This is a genomic window from Pseudomonas sp. NS1(2017) (assembly GCF_002269425.1).
GTDB lineage: Bacteria > Pseudomonadota > Gammaproteobacteria > Pseudomonadales > Pseudomonadaceae > Aquipseudomonas > Aquipseudomonas reactans.
In genome coordinates this window covers 5,783,016-5,799,127 of record NZ_CP022960.1, presented here as the reverse complement: position 1 = coordinate 5,799,127, position 16,112 = coordinate 5,783,016, and the positions used below count along the sequence as shown (strand labels likewise).

The window sequence follows — 16,112 nt, the reverse complement described above, 5'->3', positions numbered from 1 at the left end:
GAATACCCGATGCGTGCTTTTACTCAACACACCGGCCTTGTCGCCCCTTTGGATCGCGCCAACGTCGACACCGACCAGATCATCCCCAAGCAGTTCTTGAAGTCGATCAAGCGCACCGGTTTCGGCCCGAACCTGTTCGACGAGTGGCGCTACCTTGACGTGGGCTACGCCTACCAGGACAACTCCAAGCGCCCGCTGAACAAGGACTTCGTGCTCAACGCCGACCGTTACCAAGGCGCCAGCGTACTGCTGGCCCGTGAGAACTTCGGTTGCGGCTCCAGCCGTGAACACGCGCCGTGGGCCCTGGAAGAATATGGCTTTCGCAGCATCATCGCGCCGAGCTACGCCGACATCTTCTTCAACAACAGCTTCAAGAACGGCCTGTTGCCGATCATCTTGACCGACGCAGAAGTCGACGAGTTGTTCAAGCAGGTGGAAGCCGAAGAGGGCTACCAGTTGACCGTCGACCTGGCCGCGCAAACCGTGACCCGTCCGGACGGCAAGGTGTATCACTTTGAAGTGGATGCGTTCCGTAAGCACTGCCTGATCAACGGCCTGGACGACATCGGCCTGACCTTGCAGGACGGTGATGCGATTGCCGCGTTTGAAGCCAAGCACCGGGCTAGCCAGCCCTGGTTGTTTCGCGACGCGTAAACCCTGTAGGAGCGAGCTTGCTCGCGAAAAATTCAAGAGCGCCGCGTTCATTCAGGATTCGAGCGTCATCGTTGACGACCTTCGCGAGCAAGCTCGCTCCTACAAAAGCACCACCCTTGAGGAGCTTTCCATGACCACCACCGCCCACACCCAAGTCGTGCAAAAACAATTCGGCGAGCAAGCTTCCGCCTACCTGAGCAGTGCCGTGCACGCCCAAGGCACCGAATTCGCGCTGCTCCAGGCCGAACTGGCCGGGCAGGGCGCTGCGCGACTGCTGGATTTGGGCTGCGGGGCCGGTCATGTCAGCTTCCACGTAGCACCTCTGGTAAAAGAAGTGGTGGCCTACGACCTGTCCCAGCAGATGCTCGACGTGGTCGCTGCCGCTGCTGCAGACCGAGGTCTGGGCAACATCCGCACCGTCCACGGCGCCGCCGAACGCCTGCCGTTCGCCGATGGCGAGTTCGACTTCGTTTTCAGCCGTTACTCGGCCCATCACTGGAGCGACCTCGGCCTGGCGCTGCGTGAAGTGCGCCGCGTACTCAAACCGGGCGGTGTGGCGGCGTTCGTCGACGTCTTGTCACCGGGCAGCCCGCTGTTGGACACTTACCTGCAAACCGTCGAAGTGCTGCGCGACACCAGCCACGTGCGCGACTATTCCGCCGCCGAATGGATGCAGCAGCTCAGCGAGTCCGGCCTGCATGTTCGCTCCAGCAGTCGCCAGCGTCTGCGCCTGGAATACACCTCGTGGGTCGAGCGCATGCGCACGCCAGAAGTACTGCGCGCTGCCATCCTTGAGCTGCAACAGGCGATGGGCCAGGAAGTGCGCGATTATTACGAAATTCAGGCCGACGGCACCTTCAGCACCGACGTGCTGGTGGTCTTTGCTGAACGCTGATTGATTTTTCCCGACCTGCCCATGGGCGGGTCGCTTGATGAAATGAGGAACGCATGAGCAAGCAGATTCTGATTCTCCCTGGCGACGGTATTGGTCCGGAAATCATGGCCGAAGCGGTCAAGGTCCTGGAACTCGCCAACAGCAAGTACAGCCTGGGCTTCGAGCTGAGCCACGACGTGATCGGCGGCGCCGCCATCGACAAGCACGGCGTGCCCCTGGCCGATGAAACCCTGGACCGTGCCCGCGCGGCCGACGCCGTACTGCTCGGCGCCGTGGGTGGCCCGAAATGGGACAAGATCGAACGTGACATCCGCCCTGAGCGCGGCCTGCTGAAAATCCGCGCGCAACTGGGCCTGTTCGGCAACCTGCGTCCGGCCATCCTCTACCCGCAACTGGCCGATGCGTCGAGCCTCAAGCCGGAAGTTGTGGCGGGTCTGGATATCCTCATCGTGCGCGAGCTGACCGGTGGTATCTACTTCGGCTCGCCACGTGGCGTGCGTGAGCTGGAAAATGGCGAGCGTCAGGCCTACGACACCCTGCCGTACAGCGAGAGCGAAATCCGCCGTATTGCCCGTGTCGGCTTCGACATGGCCCGCGTGCGTGGCAAGAAGGTCTGCTCGGTGGACAAGGCCAACGTCCTGGCCTCCAGCCAGTTGTGGCGCGAAATCGTCGAAGAAGTGGCCAAGGACTACCCGGACGTTGAACTGAGCCACATGTACGTCGACAACGCCGCCATGCAGTTGGTGCGTGCACCCAAGCAGTTCGACGTGATCGTCACCGACAACCTGTTCGGCGACATCCTGTCCGACCAGGCGTCGATGCTCACCGGTTCCATCGGCATGCTGCCGTCGGCGTCCCTGGACACCAACAACAAGGGCATGTACGAGCCTTGCCACGGTTCGGCGCCGGACATCGCGGGCCAGGGCATTGCCAACCCGCTGGCGACCATTCTGTCGGTCTCGATGATGCTGCGTTACAGCTTCAACCTGAGCGAAGCGGCCGATGCGATCGAAAAGGCCGTAAGCCTAGTGCTGGACCAGGGCTTGCGCACCGGCGACATCTGGTCGCAGGGTTGCACCAAGGTCGGTACGCAAGAAATGGGCGACGCAGTAGTCGCCGCGCTGCGGAATCTGTAATCTCTCGGGCCCCCTTGCAGAAGTTTGCTGCAGGCGGCCCACTTTTTAACAAGGTGTAGTTGCGATGAAACGTGTAGGTCTGATCGGTTGGCGCGGTATGGTCGGTTCCGTGCTCATGCAGCGGATGCTGGAAGAGCAGGATTTCGATCTTATTGAGCCGGTGTTTTTCACCACTTCGAATGTGGGTGGCCAAGGGCCGTCTGTGGGCAAGGATATTGCCCCGCTCAAGGACGCCTACAACATTGAAGAGCTGAAAACCCTCGACGTGATTCTGACCTGTCAGGGTGGCGACTACACCAGCGAAGTCTTCCCCAAGCTGCGCGAAGCCGGCTGGCAGGGTTACTGGATCGACGCTGCGTCGAGCCTGCGTATGCAGGACGATGCCGTGATCATCCTCGACCCGGTGAACCGCAAGGTCATCGACCAGCAACTGGACGCGGGCACCAAGAACTACGTCGGCGGCAACTGCACCGTCAGCCTGATGCTGATGGGCCTGGGCGGCTTGTTCGAAGCTGGCCTGGTCGAGTGGATGAGCGCCATGACCTATCAGGCAGCCTCCGGTGCCGGCGCGCAGAACATGCGTGAGCTGATCAAACAGATGGGCGCGACCCACGCCGCTGTCGCCGATCAACTGGCCGACCCGGCCAGCGCGATTCTCGACATCGACCGCCGTGTGGCCGAAGCCATGCGCAGCGAGGCCTACCCGACCGAAAACTTCGGCGTGCCATTGGCCGGTAGCCTGATCCCGTGGATCGACAAAGAGCTGCCGAACGGCCAGAGCCGTGAAGAGTGGAAGGCCCAGGCCGAGACCAACAAGATTCTCGGCCGCTTCAAGAGCCCGATCCCGGTGGACGGCATCTGCGTGCGTATCGGCGCGATGCGCTGCCACAGCCAGGCGCTGACCATCAAGCTGAACAAAGACGTGCCGATCAGTGATATCGAAGCCTTGATCAGCCAGCACAACCCGTGGGTCAAGCTGGTGCCGAACAACCGTGACATCAGCATGCAGGAGCTGAGCCCGACCAAGGTCACCGGCACCCTGAATGTACCGGTGGGCCGCCTGCGCAAGTTGAACATGGGCAGCCAGTTCCTCGGTGCGTTCACCGTAGGCGACCAACTGCTGTGGGGCGCGGCCGAACCGCTGCGCCGCATGCTGCGGATCCTGCTGGAGCGTTGATCGCTTGAAGCAATGAAGAAACCCGCGCTCTGGAGACAGGCGCGGGTTTTTTATTGGCCTCACCCCCAGCCACCCGGTAAAGTGCCGCTCCCCCCGCAATGCCCGAGGCAGCCCCCATGACCCAGACCTTTGAAATCGCCGTGATCGGCGCTACCGGCACCGTTGGCGAGACCCTGGTGCAGATCCTCGAAGAGTTGAACTTCCCGGTGGGTACCCTGCATCTGCTGGCGGGCAGTAATTCCGCCGGCGCGTCGGTGCCGTTTCGTGGCAAGAACGTGCGGGTGAGGGAGGTCGATGAGTTCGACTTCAGCAAGGTACAGCTCGCGTTTTTTGCAGCGGGGCCGGCGGTGACCTTGAGTTTCGCGCCGCGTGCGACGACGGCGGGCTGCTCGGTGATCGACTTGTCCGGCGCGTTGTCGGCCGAACAGGCACCGCGCGTGGTGCCGGAAGCCAATGCCCATGTGCTCGATGGCCTGGAAAAACCCTTCCGGCTCAGCAGCCCGAGTCCGTCGGCGACCCATTTGGCGGTAGTGCTGGCACCCTTGCGCAGTCTGTTGGATATCCAGCGCGTGAGCGTTACCGCCAACTTGGCGATGTCGTCCCAGGGGCGTGAAGCCGTCAGCGAATTGGCCCGGCAAACTGCTGAGTTGCTGAATATGCGCCCGCTGGAGCCGAAACTGTTTGATCGGCAGGTTGCTTTCAATCTACTGGCACAAGTCGGCCAACCGGACGACCAAGGCCATACCGATCTGGAGAAAAGGCTGATACACGAATTGCGTGCAGTGCTGGAAACTCCATTGCTAAAGATTTCCGCAACCTGCGTTCAAGCCCCGGTGTTTTTTGGCGATAGCCTGACAGTGTCCCTGCAACTGGGCGCCCCGGTCGACCTCGCCGCCGTGAATCGCCTGCTCGACGCCGCGCCGGGAATAGAGCGGGTTGAAGAGGGTGACTACCCAACAGCGGTGGGCGACGCGGTCGGCCAGGACGTGGTCTATGTAGGACGGGTTCGCGCAGGTGTGGATGACCCGGCGGAACTAAATCTGTGGCTGACGTCAGATAACGTACGCAAGGGCGCCGCACTGAACGCCGTACAGCTGGCGCAGTTGTTGATAAAAGGCCTTGCGTAAAAGATACTTGGCGGCAATTTGTAGATTGATTCTAACCAAGCGCTATGCTTGGCCCCAGGCAGGAAAAGTTGCGCGTCGGTGACCTATCGGCTCGCCATGCCTTATGGCAGCGGTTACCAACCTTCTCGCAGGCCGGGGAGTGTTCAAACAAAGGATGAGGCTATGGTTCAAGTTCGCAAACTGGTGTTAGCAATAGCGGCCGCCTCGGCGCTGTCCTCCGGTATGGCGCAGGCGCTGCAGCTGGGGGAGATGACCCTCAAGTCGAAGTTGAACCAGCCGTTGGCGGTGGAGATCGAATTGCTCGACGTCGGTGGCCTCACCGCTTCCGAGATCACGCCGAGCCTGGCGTCCTCCCAAGCCTTTGTGGATGCAGGCGTTGACCGCCAGGCGTTCCTCGAAGACCTGACGTTTACCCCGGTGATCAACCCCAGCGGACGCAGCGTGGTGCGTGTCACCTCCAGCAAGCCGTTGCCCGATTCCTACGTACGTTTCCTGCTGCAAGTGCAATGGCCCAATGGCCGTTTGATGCGCGACTACAGCGTGTTGCTCGACCCGGCCAAATTCGACCAGCCTGCTCCGACGACCGCCGCGCCTGCTCCGCGCCTGGCGGCGCCGGCCAGCAGCGCGCCCGTCGCAAGCAAGTCGGCACAGCACACCACCACCTCCCGCGACACCTTGTGGGAAATTGCCGCGAAGAACCGTAACGGCGGCTCGGTACAGCAGACCATGCTGGCGATTCAGGCGCTGAATCCTGACGCGTTTATCGACGGCAACATCAACCGTTTGAAGACCGGCCAGGTCCTGCGCCTGCCAGATCCCGTACAAAGCACCGCGCTGCCGCAACCCCAGGCGATCGCCGAAGTCAGCGCGCAGAATGCCGCCTGGCGCCAAGGCCGACGCGCCGCCACCAACCCGACGGCGGGCAAGCAGCAACTGGACGCGACCAAACGCAGCCAGGCCGGCAATGCCCCGGCGAGTACTAACACCAAGGACAACCTGAGCCTGGTTTCTGCCGAAGCGGCCAAGAAGGGCGCCAAGGGCAAGACGGGCGATAGTGCGGGGTTGAGCGACAAACTGGCGATGACCCAGGAGCAACTGGACACCACCCGTCGCGACAACGAAGAGTTGAAGAGCCGCGCGGCAGACCTGCAAAGCCAGTTGGATAAACTGCAGAAACTGATTCAACTGAAAAACGATCAGCTCGCGCGTCTGCAGGCTGAGAAGGGCGCCCCGACAGCTCCGGCCACGGCGGCAATGCCTGCGCAGTTGGCGGGTGAGCCGGCTGCTGCTCCGACAGTGCCCGACGCCGCCGCTACCCCTGCACCCGCCGCGCCAGTCTCTGAGCCGATCAAGGCGGATGCAGCGCCTGCCAGCGCCGAAGGTAAATTCAACGACCTGCTGACCAATCCGATTGTGCTTGGCGTGATCGGTGGTGCCGCTGGCCTGCTGGTGTTGCTGCTCCTGCTGTTGTGGGCGCGCCATCGCAATGCGCGCCGCGAAGAAGAAAAGCACCTGCGCATGGCGCGCGCGCTGGCTGAAGAACCGGTGTTCACCTCGAATATCGACCAGGACTTGCCGCCAGACAGCTTCGAAGGCCTGGAAGTGCCGCCGCCAAACGTCAAGCTGGCGGCCGCTCCAGCGCCAGCGCCAGTGGTTGAACCAGCAGTTGCCGTGCCGACCGTCGCTTCTGTGTTGGCGCCTCTGGCGGTTGCCGTGGCCCCGGCGAACTCCAGCGATGCGCTGGCCCAAGCCCAGTCGCTTGTCGATCGTGGCCACCTGAACCAGGCTGCCGACGTGCTGGAACAGGCGATCAAACAGGAACCCAAGCGCAGCGACCTGCGTTTGAAACTGATGGAAGTCTACGGCCTGCAAAACGACAAGGACGGTTTCGTGACCCAGGAGCGTCAACTGGTGGCCAATGGTGACAACCATGCCCAGGTCGAACAGCTCAAGAGCCGCTTCCCGGCCATGGCCGTGCTGGCGGCAGGCGTTAGCGCCGCGGTGGCTGCGGCGGCCCTGGATGCCCAATACGTCAAGGATTTGCTGGAGGACAAACCCGCCCCTGCGGAGCCCGATGCCTTCGACACCGATTTCGACCTGAGCCTGGACGAGCTGGAGGAAGCCTCCCCTGCCGAGCTCAAGGACGATCAGCAGACCTTCGAATCGCTGCTGCAACAGCAAACCGAAGCTCAGGCTGCTCCAGATGACCTGTCGGACTTCGACCTGGACCTGCAACTGGATGCTCCGGCGTCGGCGCAATCGGATGACGACTTCCTCTCCGGCTTGGAAGAGCAGATGAAGGATGTGCCGGCCGTCGAGCCGCCCACTCTGACCCCTGCGGCACTGGATGACTTCGACCTGCCGGAAGATTTCGACCTGTCCTTGGCCGATGAGCCGGAAGCTGCCGCCAAGCCTGACGCTTTTGCATCCGAACTGGATGATGTCAACGCCGAGCTGGACCGTTTGTCCCAGAGCCTGGAGCATCCGTCCATCGAGCCTTCCTTCACCGCAGAAGATGCTGCGAAGGGCGACGATGAGCCGGAATTCGACTTCCTTTCCGGCACGGACGAGGTGGCCACCAAGCTTGACCTGGCCCAGGCTTATATCGACATGGGCGATGCGGACGGTGCGCGGGACATCCTCAGCGAAGTGCTGACCGAAGGCGACGAAACTCAGCGCGGCGAGGCCAAGGAAATGCTCGGCCGGTTGGCCTGACCGCCATACGTCAATGCAGCGGCGACCTTCGGGTCGCCGTTTTGCTTTTGTGGGCACTCACACAAATCGGCATAATGGCCGCCTTTGCGCAACTCATCAGGCTCTCAGTTCTTGGCAAATATAGATAACGCGGCCGCCGAAATGGCGGCCGCAGGCTTTTACCGCATCGCCCTGGGCGTGGAATACAAAGGCTCGCGCTATCGCGGCTGGCAGCGTCAGGCGTCCGGCGTACTGACGGTGCAGGAAACCCTGGAGAAAGCTCTGTCGAAAGTCGCTGATTCGCCAGTGTCGCTGATGTGCGCCGGGCGTACCGATGCAGGCGTGCACGCCTGTGGCCAGGTGGTGCACTTCGACACCCAGGCTGAGCGGTCCATGAAGGCCTGGGTGATGGGTGCTAATATCAATTTGCCCCACGACGTCAGCGTCAGCTGGGCCAAGGTCATGCCTGCGCACTTTCATGCGCGCTTCAAGGCCATCGCCCGGCGTTATCGCTATGTGATCTACAACGACCAGATCCGTCCGGCGCACCTCAACGAAGAAATCACCTGGAACCACCGCCCGCTCGACGCCGAGCGCATGGCCGAGGCTGCGCAGCATCTGGTCGGCGTGCATGATTTCAGCGCATTCCGTGCCGGCCAGTGCCAGGCCAAGTCGCCGATCAAGGAAGTCCATCACCTGCGCGTGACCCGTCACGGCAAGATGATCGTGTTGGATATCCGTGCGGGTGCGTTCCTGCACCATATGGTTCGAAACATTGCCGGGGTGCTGATGACCATCGGCACCGGCGAGCGCCCGGTGGAGTGGGCCAGGGAAGTGCTGGAAAGCCGCGTCCGCCGTACGGGTGGGGTCACGGCGCACCCGTTCGGCCTGTACCTGGTGGATGTGGAGTATCGCGACGAGTTCGAATTGCCGGAACGTTTCATCGGGCCACACTTCCTCACAGGTTTCAGCGAACTTGGCGGCTGACGCCCGGAAAAGCTTTTGTTACCATCCGGGACTTTCTCGGTCCAATCCTTGGGGTTTCCACGACATGTCAGCCGTTCGCAGCAAGATTTGCGGGATTACCCGCATAGAGGACGCGTTGGCGGCGGTCGAGGCGGGGGCGGATGCCATCGGTTTCGTGTTCTATGCCAAGAGCCCGCGGGCGGTGAATGTGGTGCAGGCGCGGGCGATCATCGCCGCCTTGCCGCCGTTCGTGACCACCGTGGGGTTGTTCGTCAACGCCAGTCGCTGCGAACTCAACGAAACCCTGGATGCCGTGCAGCTGGATATGCTGCAGTTTCACGGTGATGAAAGTCCTGATGAGTGTGAAAGCTACCAGCGTCCGTACATCAAGGCGTTGCGCGTGAAGGCTGGGGATGACATCGCGGCTGCCTGCGCCGCCTATGGTGGCGCTCGCGGGATTCTGCTCGACACCTATGTCGAAGGCGTGCCCGGTGGCACCGGCGAAGCGTTCGATTGGTCGCTGATTCCCGAAGGCTTGAGCAAGCCGATCATCCTGGCCGGGGGGCTCAACCCAGCGAATGTCGGGGCGGCGATAGAGCAGGTGCGCCCCTATGCCGTGGATGTCAGCGGCGGTGTGGAGCAGGGCAAGGGCATCAAGGATCACGACAAAATTCGCGCATTTATGCAAGCTGTGCGTGGGATGTGACGGCTGGCAGTCTGCCGCCGTCCATAACTACCACTGTGTAAAACAGCCCGGTGCCGCCTGAGGGTGGCCTGGAAACGAAGTGGCAACCCTGCGCTGGCAGGTTGTCTGGAAGGCTGAGGATACATGCGGGAATAGGCCGGTCGAACGTCTGACCCCGTCCAGCATGTCTCATCGCCACATATGAATTTAGCTCAAGGGCATACGCGGGGCTGTGTTCAAGCCACCGGTACTGGAGAAAGAAAGCATGAGCAACTGGTTAGTAGACAAACTGATCCCTTCGATCATGCGTTCCGAGGTGAAAAAAAGCTCGGTTCCTGAAGGTCTGTGGCACAAGTGCCCATCCTGTGACGCGGTGCTGTACCGCCCGGAGCTGGAAAAGACCCTGGACGTTTGCCCCAAGTGCAACCACCACATGCGTATCGGCGCCCGCGCCCGCATCGACATCTTCCTGGACGCCGAAGGCCGCAACGAGCTGGGTGCCGACCTGGAGCCGGTCGACCGCCTCAAGTTCCGCGACAGCAAGAAGTACAAGGACCGTCTGGTCGGCGCGCAGAAGCAGACCGGCGAGAAGGACGCGCTGATTTCCGTCAGCGGCAAGCTGCTGGGCATGCCTGTCGTGGTGTCGGCGTTCGAGTTCTCCTTCATGGGCGGCTCCATGGGTGCCATCGTCGGTGAGCGCTTCGTTCGCGCCGCCAACTACGCCCTGGAAAACCGTTGCCCGATGATCTGCTTCGCCGCCTCCGGTGGTGCGCGCATGCAGGAAGCCCTGATCTCCCTGATGCAAATGGCCAAGACCTCTGCGGTGCTGGCGCGTCTGCGCGAAGAAGGCATCCCGTTCATCTCCGTGCTGACCGACCCGGTCTACGGCGGCGTTTCCGCCAGCCTGGCGATGCTGGGTGACGTGATCGTCGGCGAGCCAAAGGCCCTGATCGGTTTTGCCGGCCCGCGTGTGATCGAGCAAACCGTACGTGAAAAACTGCCGGAAGGCTTCCAGCGCAGCGAGTTCCTGCTGGAGCACGGTGCGATCGACCTGATCATCCCGCGCGGTGAGTTGCGTCCACGCCTGGGCAACCTGCTGGCACAAATGATGAGCCTGCCGACCCCTGTGTACGTCGCGCCTAAAGTTGAACCGATTGTCGTGCCGCCGGTGCCTGCAAACCTATGACCCAACGTACCCTGGGCGAATGGCTCGCCTACCTTGAGCAGTTGCATCCGTCCGCCATCGACATGGGTCTGGAGCGCTCGCAACAGGTAGCGGCCCGCCTCGGGTTGGGCCGGCCGGCGCCGCGCGTGATCACGGTGACCGGCACCAACGGCAAGGGCTCTACCTGTGCCTTTGTCGCGGCGCTGCTGCAGGCCCAAGGGCTGAAAGTCGGCGTCTACAATTCCCCGCACCTGCTGCGTTACAACGAGCGGGTGCAGCTCAATGGCGTCGAAGCCACTGATGAGCAACTCTGCGAAGCCTTCGCTGCACTCGATACTGGCCGGGGCGAGATTTCCCTGACCTACTTCGAAATGGGCACCCTGGCGGCGTTCTGGCTGTTCGAGCGTGCGCAACTCGATGTGGTGGTGCTGGAGGTCGGCCTGGGCGGGCGCCTGGACACGGTCAATGTGGTGGATGCCGACCTTGCGTTGGTCACCAGTATTGGTGTGGACCACGCCGACTACCTGGGTAATACGCGCGAATCCGTGGCCTATGAAAAAGCCGGGATCTTCCGCCAGGGCAAGCCTGCGTTGTGCGGTGACCTGGATCCGCCGCACACCTTGCTCGACAAGGTGCGCGAGCTGGATTGCCCGTTTTTCCTGCGCGGTCGCGACTTCAATCTGGAAATCGGTGCGCAGCACTGGCAATGGCACGGGCATGATGCTCGTGGCCAGGCTGTAGCGTTGCGCGACCTGCCGCTGCTGAACCTGCCAATGGAAAACGCCGCGCTCGCGTTGCAGGCCTATCTGCTGCTGGATCTGCCGTGGAATGCTGAGCAGATTGCCGCCACCTTGCTGGCGACACGTGTAGTCGGACGATTGGACCGTCGTGAGTTCCAATGGCAAGGCAAGCGCCTGAACCTGTTGCTGGACGTGGGGCATAACCCCCATGCGGCCGAGTACCTGGCGCAACGCCTGTCGCGTACGCCGCCGGTCGGTCGTCGCCTTGCAGTCTTTGGCTTGCTGGCCGATAAGGATCTGGACGGTGTGGTTGCACCCTTGCTGGGCAATGTCGAGGCCTGGGCGGTAGCCCCTCTGGATACTTCGCGCAGCCGACCTGCCGCCGAGCTGGAAGTGGCCTTGCAGAACCTTGGTGCGCCGGTGGCGTCGTATGCAAGCGTGATCGCTGCCCTTGAAGCACAGTGCGCCCTTGCCACCCCCGATGATGAGATTCTGTTGTTCGGGTCATTTTATTGTGTTGCCGAGGCGCTCGAGTGGTTGGCCCGGCGCTCCACGGAGGAAGCTGCACATGGCATTACTGGATAGCGCATACAAGCAGCGAATGGTCGGCGCCCTGGTGCTGGTGGCGTTGGCGGTGATTTTCCTGCCGATGCTGTTCTCGCGTCAGGACGAAGAGCGTCAAGTGGTCGTCGAAGCGCCGGCTGCCCCGCAGGCGCCGTCGGTGCCGCAAGTACAGGTTGAACCGGTGGTGGTGCCTGAGCCTCAGGCCTTGCCGGAAGAAGAACCGGTGCCGAGCGATGCTGAGGTTGCGGCCCAGCAAGCCCCGTCGATGCCGGTTCAGCCGAGCGTGCCGGTGGTCAAGCCGGCGCCTGCGCCGACAGTAGCGGCCAAGCCTGCCGCGCCTGCGCCCGCACCGAAGCCGGTAGCGCCGCAACCGGCTGCGCCAGGCAAGCCGGATGTGGGGCAGAGTCGCATTGATCCGAATGGCCTGCCGATCAGTTGGTCGATTCAAGTGGCCAGCCTGGGCAACCGCGAAGGCGCTGACGCTTTGCAGAAGAAGCTGCGCAGCCAGGGCTATAACGCCTATATCCGCAGCGCCGACGGCAAGAACCGCGTGTTCATCGGACCGTTGATCGAGCGCGCCGAGGCGGATCGCCTGCGAGACCTGCTGGATCGCCAGCAGAACCTCAAGGGTTTTGTGACTCGTTTCCAGCCTGAGCGCGGCTGAATAACTGCCAGCTCCGGTTGGTAATGCGGTTTAAATGTGGGAGCGGGCTTGCTCGCGAATGCGATGGATTAGTTGACTTTTTGGTTGCTGGTCCACCGCATTCGCGAGCAAGTCCCCTCCCGCATTGGTTTTGTGGTGGGGTTGAAATGGGCTTCGCTCATCCCAAACTATTGATTTGCAAAGCAGTCGTAATCACAGCTTACCGACAGCCCGACGCTCTGCTAAAATGCGCCGCCTCATCTGTCCGTAGGCTGAACTGTGCCATTTACCTGGGTTGATTGGGCGATCGTCGCAATCGTCGCCATCTCCGCTTTGATCAGTCTAAGCCGCGGCTTCGTAAAAGAAGCACTGTCGTTGCTGACCTGGATCATCGCAGGAGTCGTAGCCTGGATGTTCGGCGGTTCATTGTCGGTCTACCTGGCCGGATACATCGAGACACCTTCGGCTCGCGTCATCGCGGGCTGCGCCATCATGTTCATCGCCACGCTGCTGGTGGGAGCAATGGTCAATTATCTTATCGGCGAGTTGATACGTGTCACCGGCCTCTCCGGGACCGATCGATTTCTCGGCATGGCCTTCGGTGCTGCGCGTGGCGCGTTGCTGGTGGTCGTGGCGGTCGGGCTGTTGAGCCTGGGGCCGGTACAGCAGGATTCGTGGTGGCAGGAGTCGGTACTCGTGCCAAAATTTCTATTGGTTGCAGATTGGTCCAAGAACCTCATTTTGGGGTGGAGCAGTCAGTGGCTGGCCAGCGGAATCAGCGTACCCGCTGATCTTCCGTTCAAGGAACATCTCTTACCGGCCAAAACGCCTCAGTAAGCTGTGTTCAGTCAAGATTCATTAAGTAGGGGTTGCGTCGCATGTGTGGCATCGTCGGTATCGTCGGTAAGTCGAACGTCAATCAGGCGCTGTATGACGCGCTAACCGTCCTCCAGCACCGCGGCCAGGACGCTGCCGGTATTGTGACCAGCCACGACGGCCGGTTATTCCTGCGCAAGGACAATGGTCTGGTGCGTGACGTGTTCCATCAGCGTCACATGCAGCGCCTGGTCGGGCACATGGGCATTGGTCATGTGCGTTACCCGACCGCCGGTAGCTCGACGTCGGCTGAAGCTCAACCGTTTTACGTCAACTCGCCTTACGGCATCACCCTGGCGCATAACGGTAACCTGACCAACGTTGAACAGTTGGCCAAGGAGATTTACGAATCTGACCTGCGCCACGTCAACACCAGCTCCGACTCGGAAGTGCTGCTCAACGTGTTCGCCCACGAGCTGGCCCAGCGCGGCAAGCTGCAGCCGACCGAAGAAGACGTGTTCGCCGCCGTCACCGACGTGCACAACCGTTGCGTGGGTGGCTATGCCGTCGTGGCCATGGTCACCGGTTATGGCATCGTCGGCTTCCGTGACCCGCATGGCATCCGTCCGATCGTGTTCGGCCAACGTCACACCGACGAAGGCGTCGAATACATGATCGCTTCCGAAAGCGTGTCCCTGGACGTGCTGGGTTTCACCCTGATTCGCGACCTCGCGCCGGGCGAAGCGGTGTACATCACCGAAGACGGCAAGTTGCACACCCGTCAGTGCGCCGTGGCGCCGAAACTCACCCCGTGCATCTTCGAACACGTCTACCTGGCGCGTCCGGATTCGATCATCGACGGCGTTTCGGTGTACAAGGCGCGTCTGCGCATGGGCGAGAAGCTGGCCGAGAAGATCCTGCGCGAGCGCCCAGAGCACGACATCGACGTGGTGATCCCGATTCCGGACACCAGCCGCACCGCTGCGCTGGAGTTGGCCAACCACTTGGGCGTCAAGTTCCGCGAAGGCTTTGTGAAGAACCGCTACATTGGCCGTACCTTCATCATGCCGGGCCAGGCTGCGCGCAAGAAGTCGGTGCGCCAGAAGCTCAACGCCATCGAGTTAGAGTTCCGCGGCAAGAACGTGATGCTGGTGGATGACTCCATCGTGCGCGGTACTACCTGCAAGCAGATCATCCAGATGGCCCGCGAAGCCGGTGCGAAGAATGTGTACTTCTGTTCCGCAGCGCCTGCCGTGCGTTACCCGAACGTCTACGGCATCGACATGCCGAGCGCCCATGAACTGATCGCTCACAACCGTTCGACCCAGGACGTGGCCGACCTGATCGGCGCTGATTGGCTGATCTACCAGGATCTGCCGGACCTGATCGAGGCGGTGGGTGGTGGCAAAATCAAGATCGACCAGTTCGACTGCGCCGTGTTCGACGGCAAGTATGTGACTGGTGATGTCGATGAGGCTTACCTGAACAAGATCGAGCAGGCGCGTAACGACTCGTCGAAGATCAAGACCCAGGCGGTCAGCGCGATCATCGACCTGTACAACAACTGAGTGACAACCGGCCCTGAGGGGCCGGTTTTGTATCTTAAATAAAGAATTGAGTAAGGAGTCGCAGCATGAGTCAGGAATGGGATGCCGGTCGGTTGGACAGCGACCTCGATGGCGTAGCTTTCGATACCCTGGCTGTGCGCGCCGGCCAGCACCGCACCCCGGAAGGTGAGCACGGTGACCCGATGTTCTTCACTTCCAGCTATGTGTTCCGCACCGCAGCCGACGCCGCTGCGCGCTTTGCTGGCGAAGTGCCGGGTAACGTGTACTCGCGTTATACCAACCCGACGGTGCGCGCGTTCGAAGAGCGTATTGCGGCACTGGAAGGTGCTGAGCAGGCGGTAGCGACGGCCACTGGTATGGCGGCGATCCTGGCGGTGGTGATGAGCCTGTGCAGTGCTGGCGACCATGTGTTGGTGTCGCGCAGTGTGTTTGGTTCGACCATCAGCCTGTTCGAGAAGTATTTCAAGCGCTTTGGTATCGAAGTTGACTACGTGCCCTTGGCGGATCTTTTCGGCTGGGATGCGGCGATCAAGGCCAACACCAAGTTGTTGTTCGTCGAGTCGCCGTCCAACCCGTTGGCTGAGTTGGTGGACATCGCTGCGTTGTCTGAAGTGGCGCATGCCAAAGGTGCGATGCTGGTCGTGGACAACTGCTTCTGCACCCCGGCGCTGCAACAGCCGTTGAAGCTGGGTGCGGACATCGTCGTGCACTCGGCGACCAAGTTCATCGACGGCCAGGGCCGTTGCATGGGCGGTGTGGTTGCAGGTCGCAGCGAGCAGATGAAGGAAGTCGTCGGCTTCCTGCGCACGGCGGGCCCGACCTTGAGCCCGTTCAACGCGTGGATCTTCCTCAAGGGTCTTGAGACCCTTAACCTGCGGATGAAGGCCCACTGTGCCAACGCCCAGGCTTTGGCCGAGTGGCTGGAGCAGCAGGACGGTATCGAGAAGGTGCACTACGCCGGCCTCAAGAGTCACCCGCAACACGAATTGGCCCAGCGCCAGCAGCGTGGTTTCGGCGCTGTGGTGAGCTTTGAGGTCAAGGGCGGCAAAGAGGGCGCCTGGCGCTTTATCGATGCGACTCGCCTGATTTCCATCACCGCCAACCTGGGTGATAGCAAGACCACCATTACCCATCCGAGTACCACTTCCCACGGGCGCCTGGCGCCGCAGGAGCGTGAAGCGGCGGGTATCCGTGACAGCCTGATCCGCATTGCGGTTGGCCTGGAAGACGTGGCTGACTTGCAGGCTGACTTGGCTCGCGGGCTGGCGGCCTTGTGATCGAG

Annotated in this window: 14 protein-coding genes; all 14 read left to right on the top strand. The window is 61.7% G+C overall.

Going from position 1 to position 16,112, the window contains the following annotated elements:
• Window positions 1-9: 9 nt before the first annotated feature.
• The 14 genes from leuD (at window position 10) to CI807_RS27015 (ending at window position 16,107) form a co-directional block, all read left to right on the top strand.
• On the top strand, window positions 10-654 hold the full coding sequence (gene leuD / locus CI807_RS27080) for a 3-isopropylmalate dehydratase small subunit (RefSeq protein ID WP_016976624.1): 645 nt from the start codon (window positions 10-12) through the stop codon (window positions 652-654).
• A gap of 130 nt (window positions 655-784) precedes the next feature.
• Window positions 785-1,549, top strand: a complete 765-nt coding sequence (locus tag CI807_RS27075) for a class I SAM-dependent methyltransferase (RefSeq protein ID WP_095016948.1) — start codon at window positions 785-787, stop codon at window positions 1,547-1,549.
• A gap of 53 nt (window positions 1,550-1,602) precedes the next feature.
• Window positions 1,603-2,685 carry a 3-isopropylmalate dehydrogenase gene (gene leuB, locus CI807_RS27070; RefSeq protein WP_021491199.1) on the top strand — a complete coding sequence of 361 codons (1,083 nt, stop codon included), beginning with the start codon at window positions 1,603-1,605 and terminating at the stop codon, window positions 2,683-2,685.
• A 64-nt stretch (window positions 2,686-2,749) separates the two neighbouring features.
• Window positions 2,750-3,862 (top strand): aspartate-semialdehyde dehydrogenase, encoded by a 1,113-nt coding sequence (asd, locus tag CI807_RS27065; RefSeq protein WP_095016947.1) that lies wholly within the window; start codon window positions 2,750-2,752, stop codon window positions 3,860-3,862.
• 116 nt (window positions 3,863-3,978) lie between these two features.
• On the top strand, window positions 3,979-4,989 hold the full coding sequence (locus CI807_RS27060; protein WP_095016946.1) for an aspartate-semialdehyde dehydrogenase: 1,011 nt from the start codon (window positions 3,979-3,981) through the stop codon (window positions 4,987-4,989).
• A gap of 162 nt (window positions 4,990-5,151) precedes the next feature.
• The gene (locus tag CI807_RS27055) at window positions 5,152-7,704 is read left to right on the top strand and encodes a FimV/HubP family polar landmark protein (RefSeq protein WP_095016945.1); all 2,553 of its coding nucleotides are present in this window, start codon (window positions 5,152-5,154) and stop codon (window positions 7,702-7,704) included.
• A 141-nt stretch (window positions 7,705-7,845) separates the two neighbouring features.
• Complete coding sequence (truA, locus tag CI807_RS27050; protein WP_020372639.1) at window positions 7,846-8,670, top strand: tRNA pseudouridine(38-40) synthase TruA; 825 nt, start codon at window positions 7,846-7,848, stop codon at window positions 8,668-8,670.
• A gap of 64 nt (window positions 8,671-8,734) precedes the next feature.
• Window positions 8,735-9,355: a phosphoribosylanthranilate isomerase gene (locus tag CI807_RS27045; protein WP_095016944.1), complete on the top strand. Its 621-nt coding sequence runs from the start codon at window positions 8,735-8,737 to the stop codon at window positions 9,353-9,355.
• A gap of 244 nt (window positions 9,356-9,599) precedes the next feature.
• Entirely contained in the window at window positions 9,600-10,520 is a 921-nt protein-coding gene (accD, locus tag CI807_RS27040) for an acetyl-CoA carboxylase, carboxyltransferase subunit beta (protein WP_095016943.1), read from the top strand.
• Window positions 10,517-11,824 (top strand): bifunctional tetrahydrofolate synthase/dihydrofolate synthase, encoded by a 1,308-nt coding sequence (gene folC / locus CI807_RS27035; protein WP_095016942.1) that lies wholly within the window; start codon window positions 10,517-10,519, stop codon window positions 11,822-11,824. The genes accD and folC overlap by 4 nt, the downstream gene beginning before the upstream one ends.
• Window positions 11,808-12,467 (top strand): SPOR domain-containing protein, encoded by a 660-nt coding sequence (locus tag CI807_RS27030; RefSeq protein WP_028617113.1) that lies wholly within the window; start codon window positions 11,808-11,810, stop codon window positions 12,465-12,467. Before folC ends, CI807_RS27030 begins: the two co-directional genes overlap by 17 nt.
• 258 nt (window positions 12,468-12,725) lie before the next feature.
• Window positions 12,726-13,283 (top strand): CvpA family protein, encoded by a 558-nt coding sequence (locus CI807_RS27025; RefSeq protein ID WP_003192538.1) that lies wholly within the window; start codon window positions 12,726-12,728, stop codon window positions 13,281-13,283.
• Window positions 13,284-13,324: 41 nt separating this feature from the next.
• Window positions 13,325-14,830 carry an amidophosphoribosyltransferase gene (gene purF / locus CI807_RS27020; RefSeq protein ID WP_015884965.1) on the top strand — a complete coding sequence of 502 codons (1,506 nt, stop codon included), beginning with the start codon at window positions 13,325-13,327 and terminating at the stop codon, window positions 14,828-14,830.
• A 65-nt stretch (window positions 14,831-14,895) separates the two neighbouring features.
• The gene (locus CI807_RS27015) at window positions 14,896-16,107 is read left to right on the top strand and encodes an O-succinylhomoserine sulfhydrylase (RefSeq protein ID WP_095016941.1); all 1,212 of its coding nucleotides are present in this window, start codon (window positions 14,896-14,898) and stop codon (window positions 16,105-16,107) included.
• Window positions 16,108-16,112: the final 5 nt, after the last annotated feature.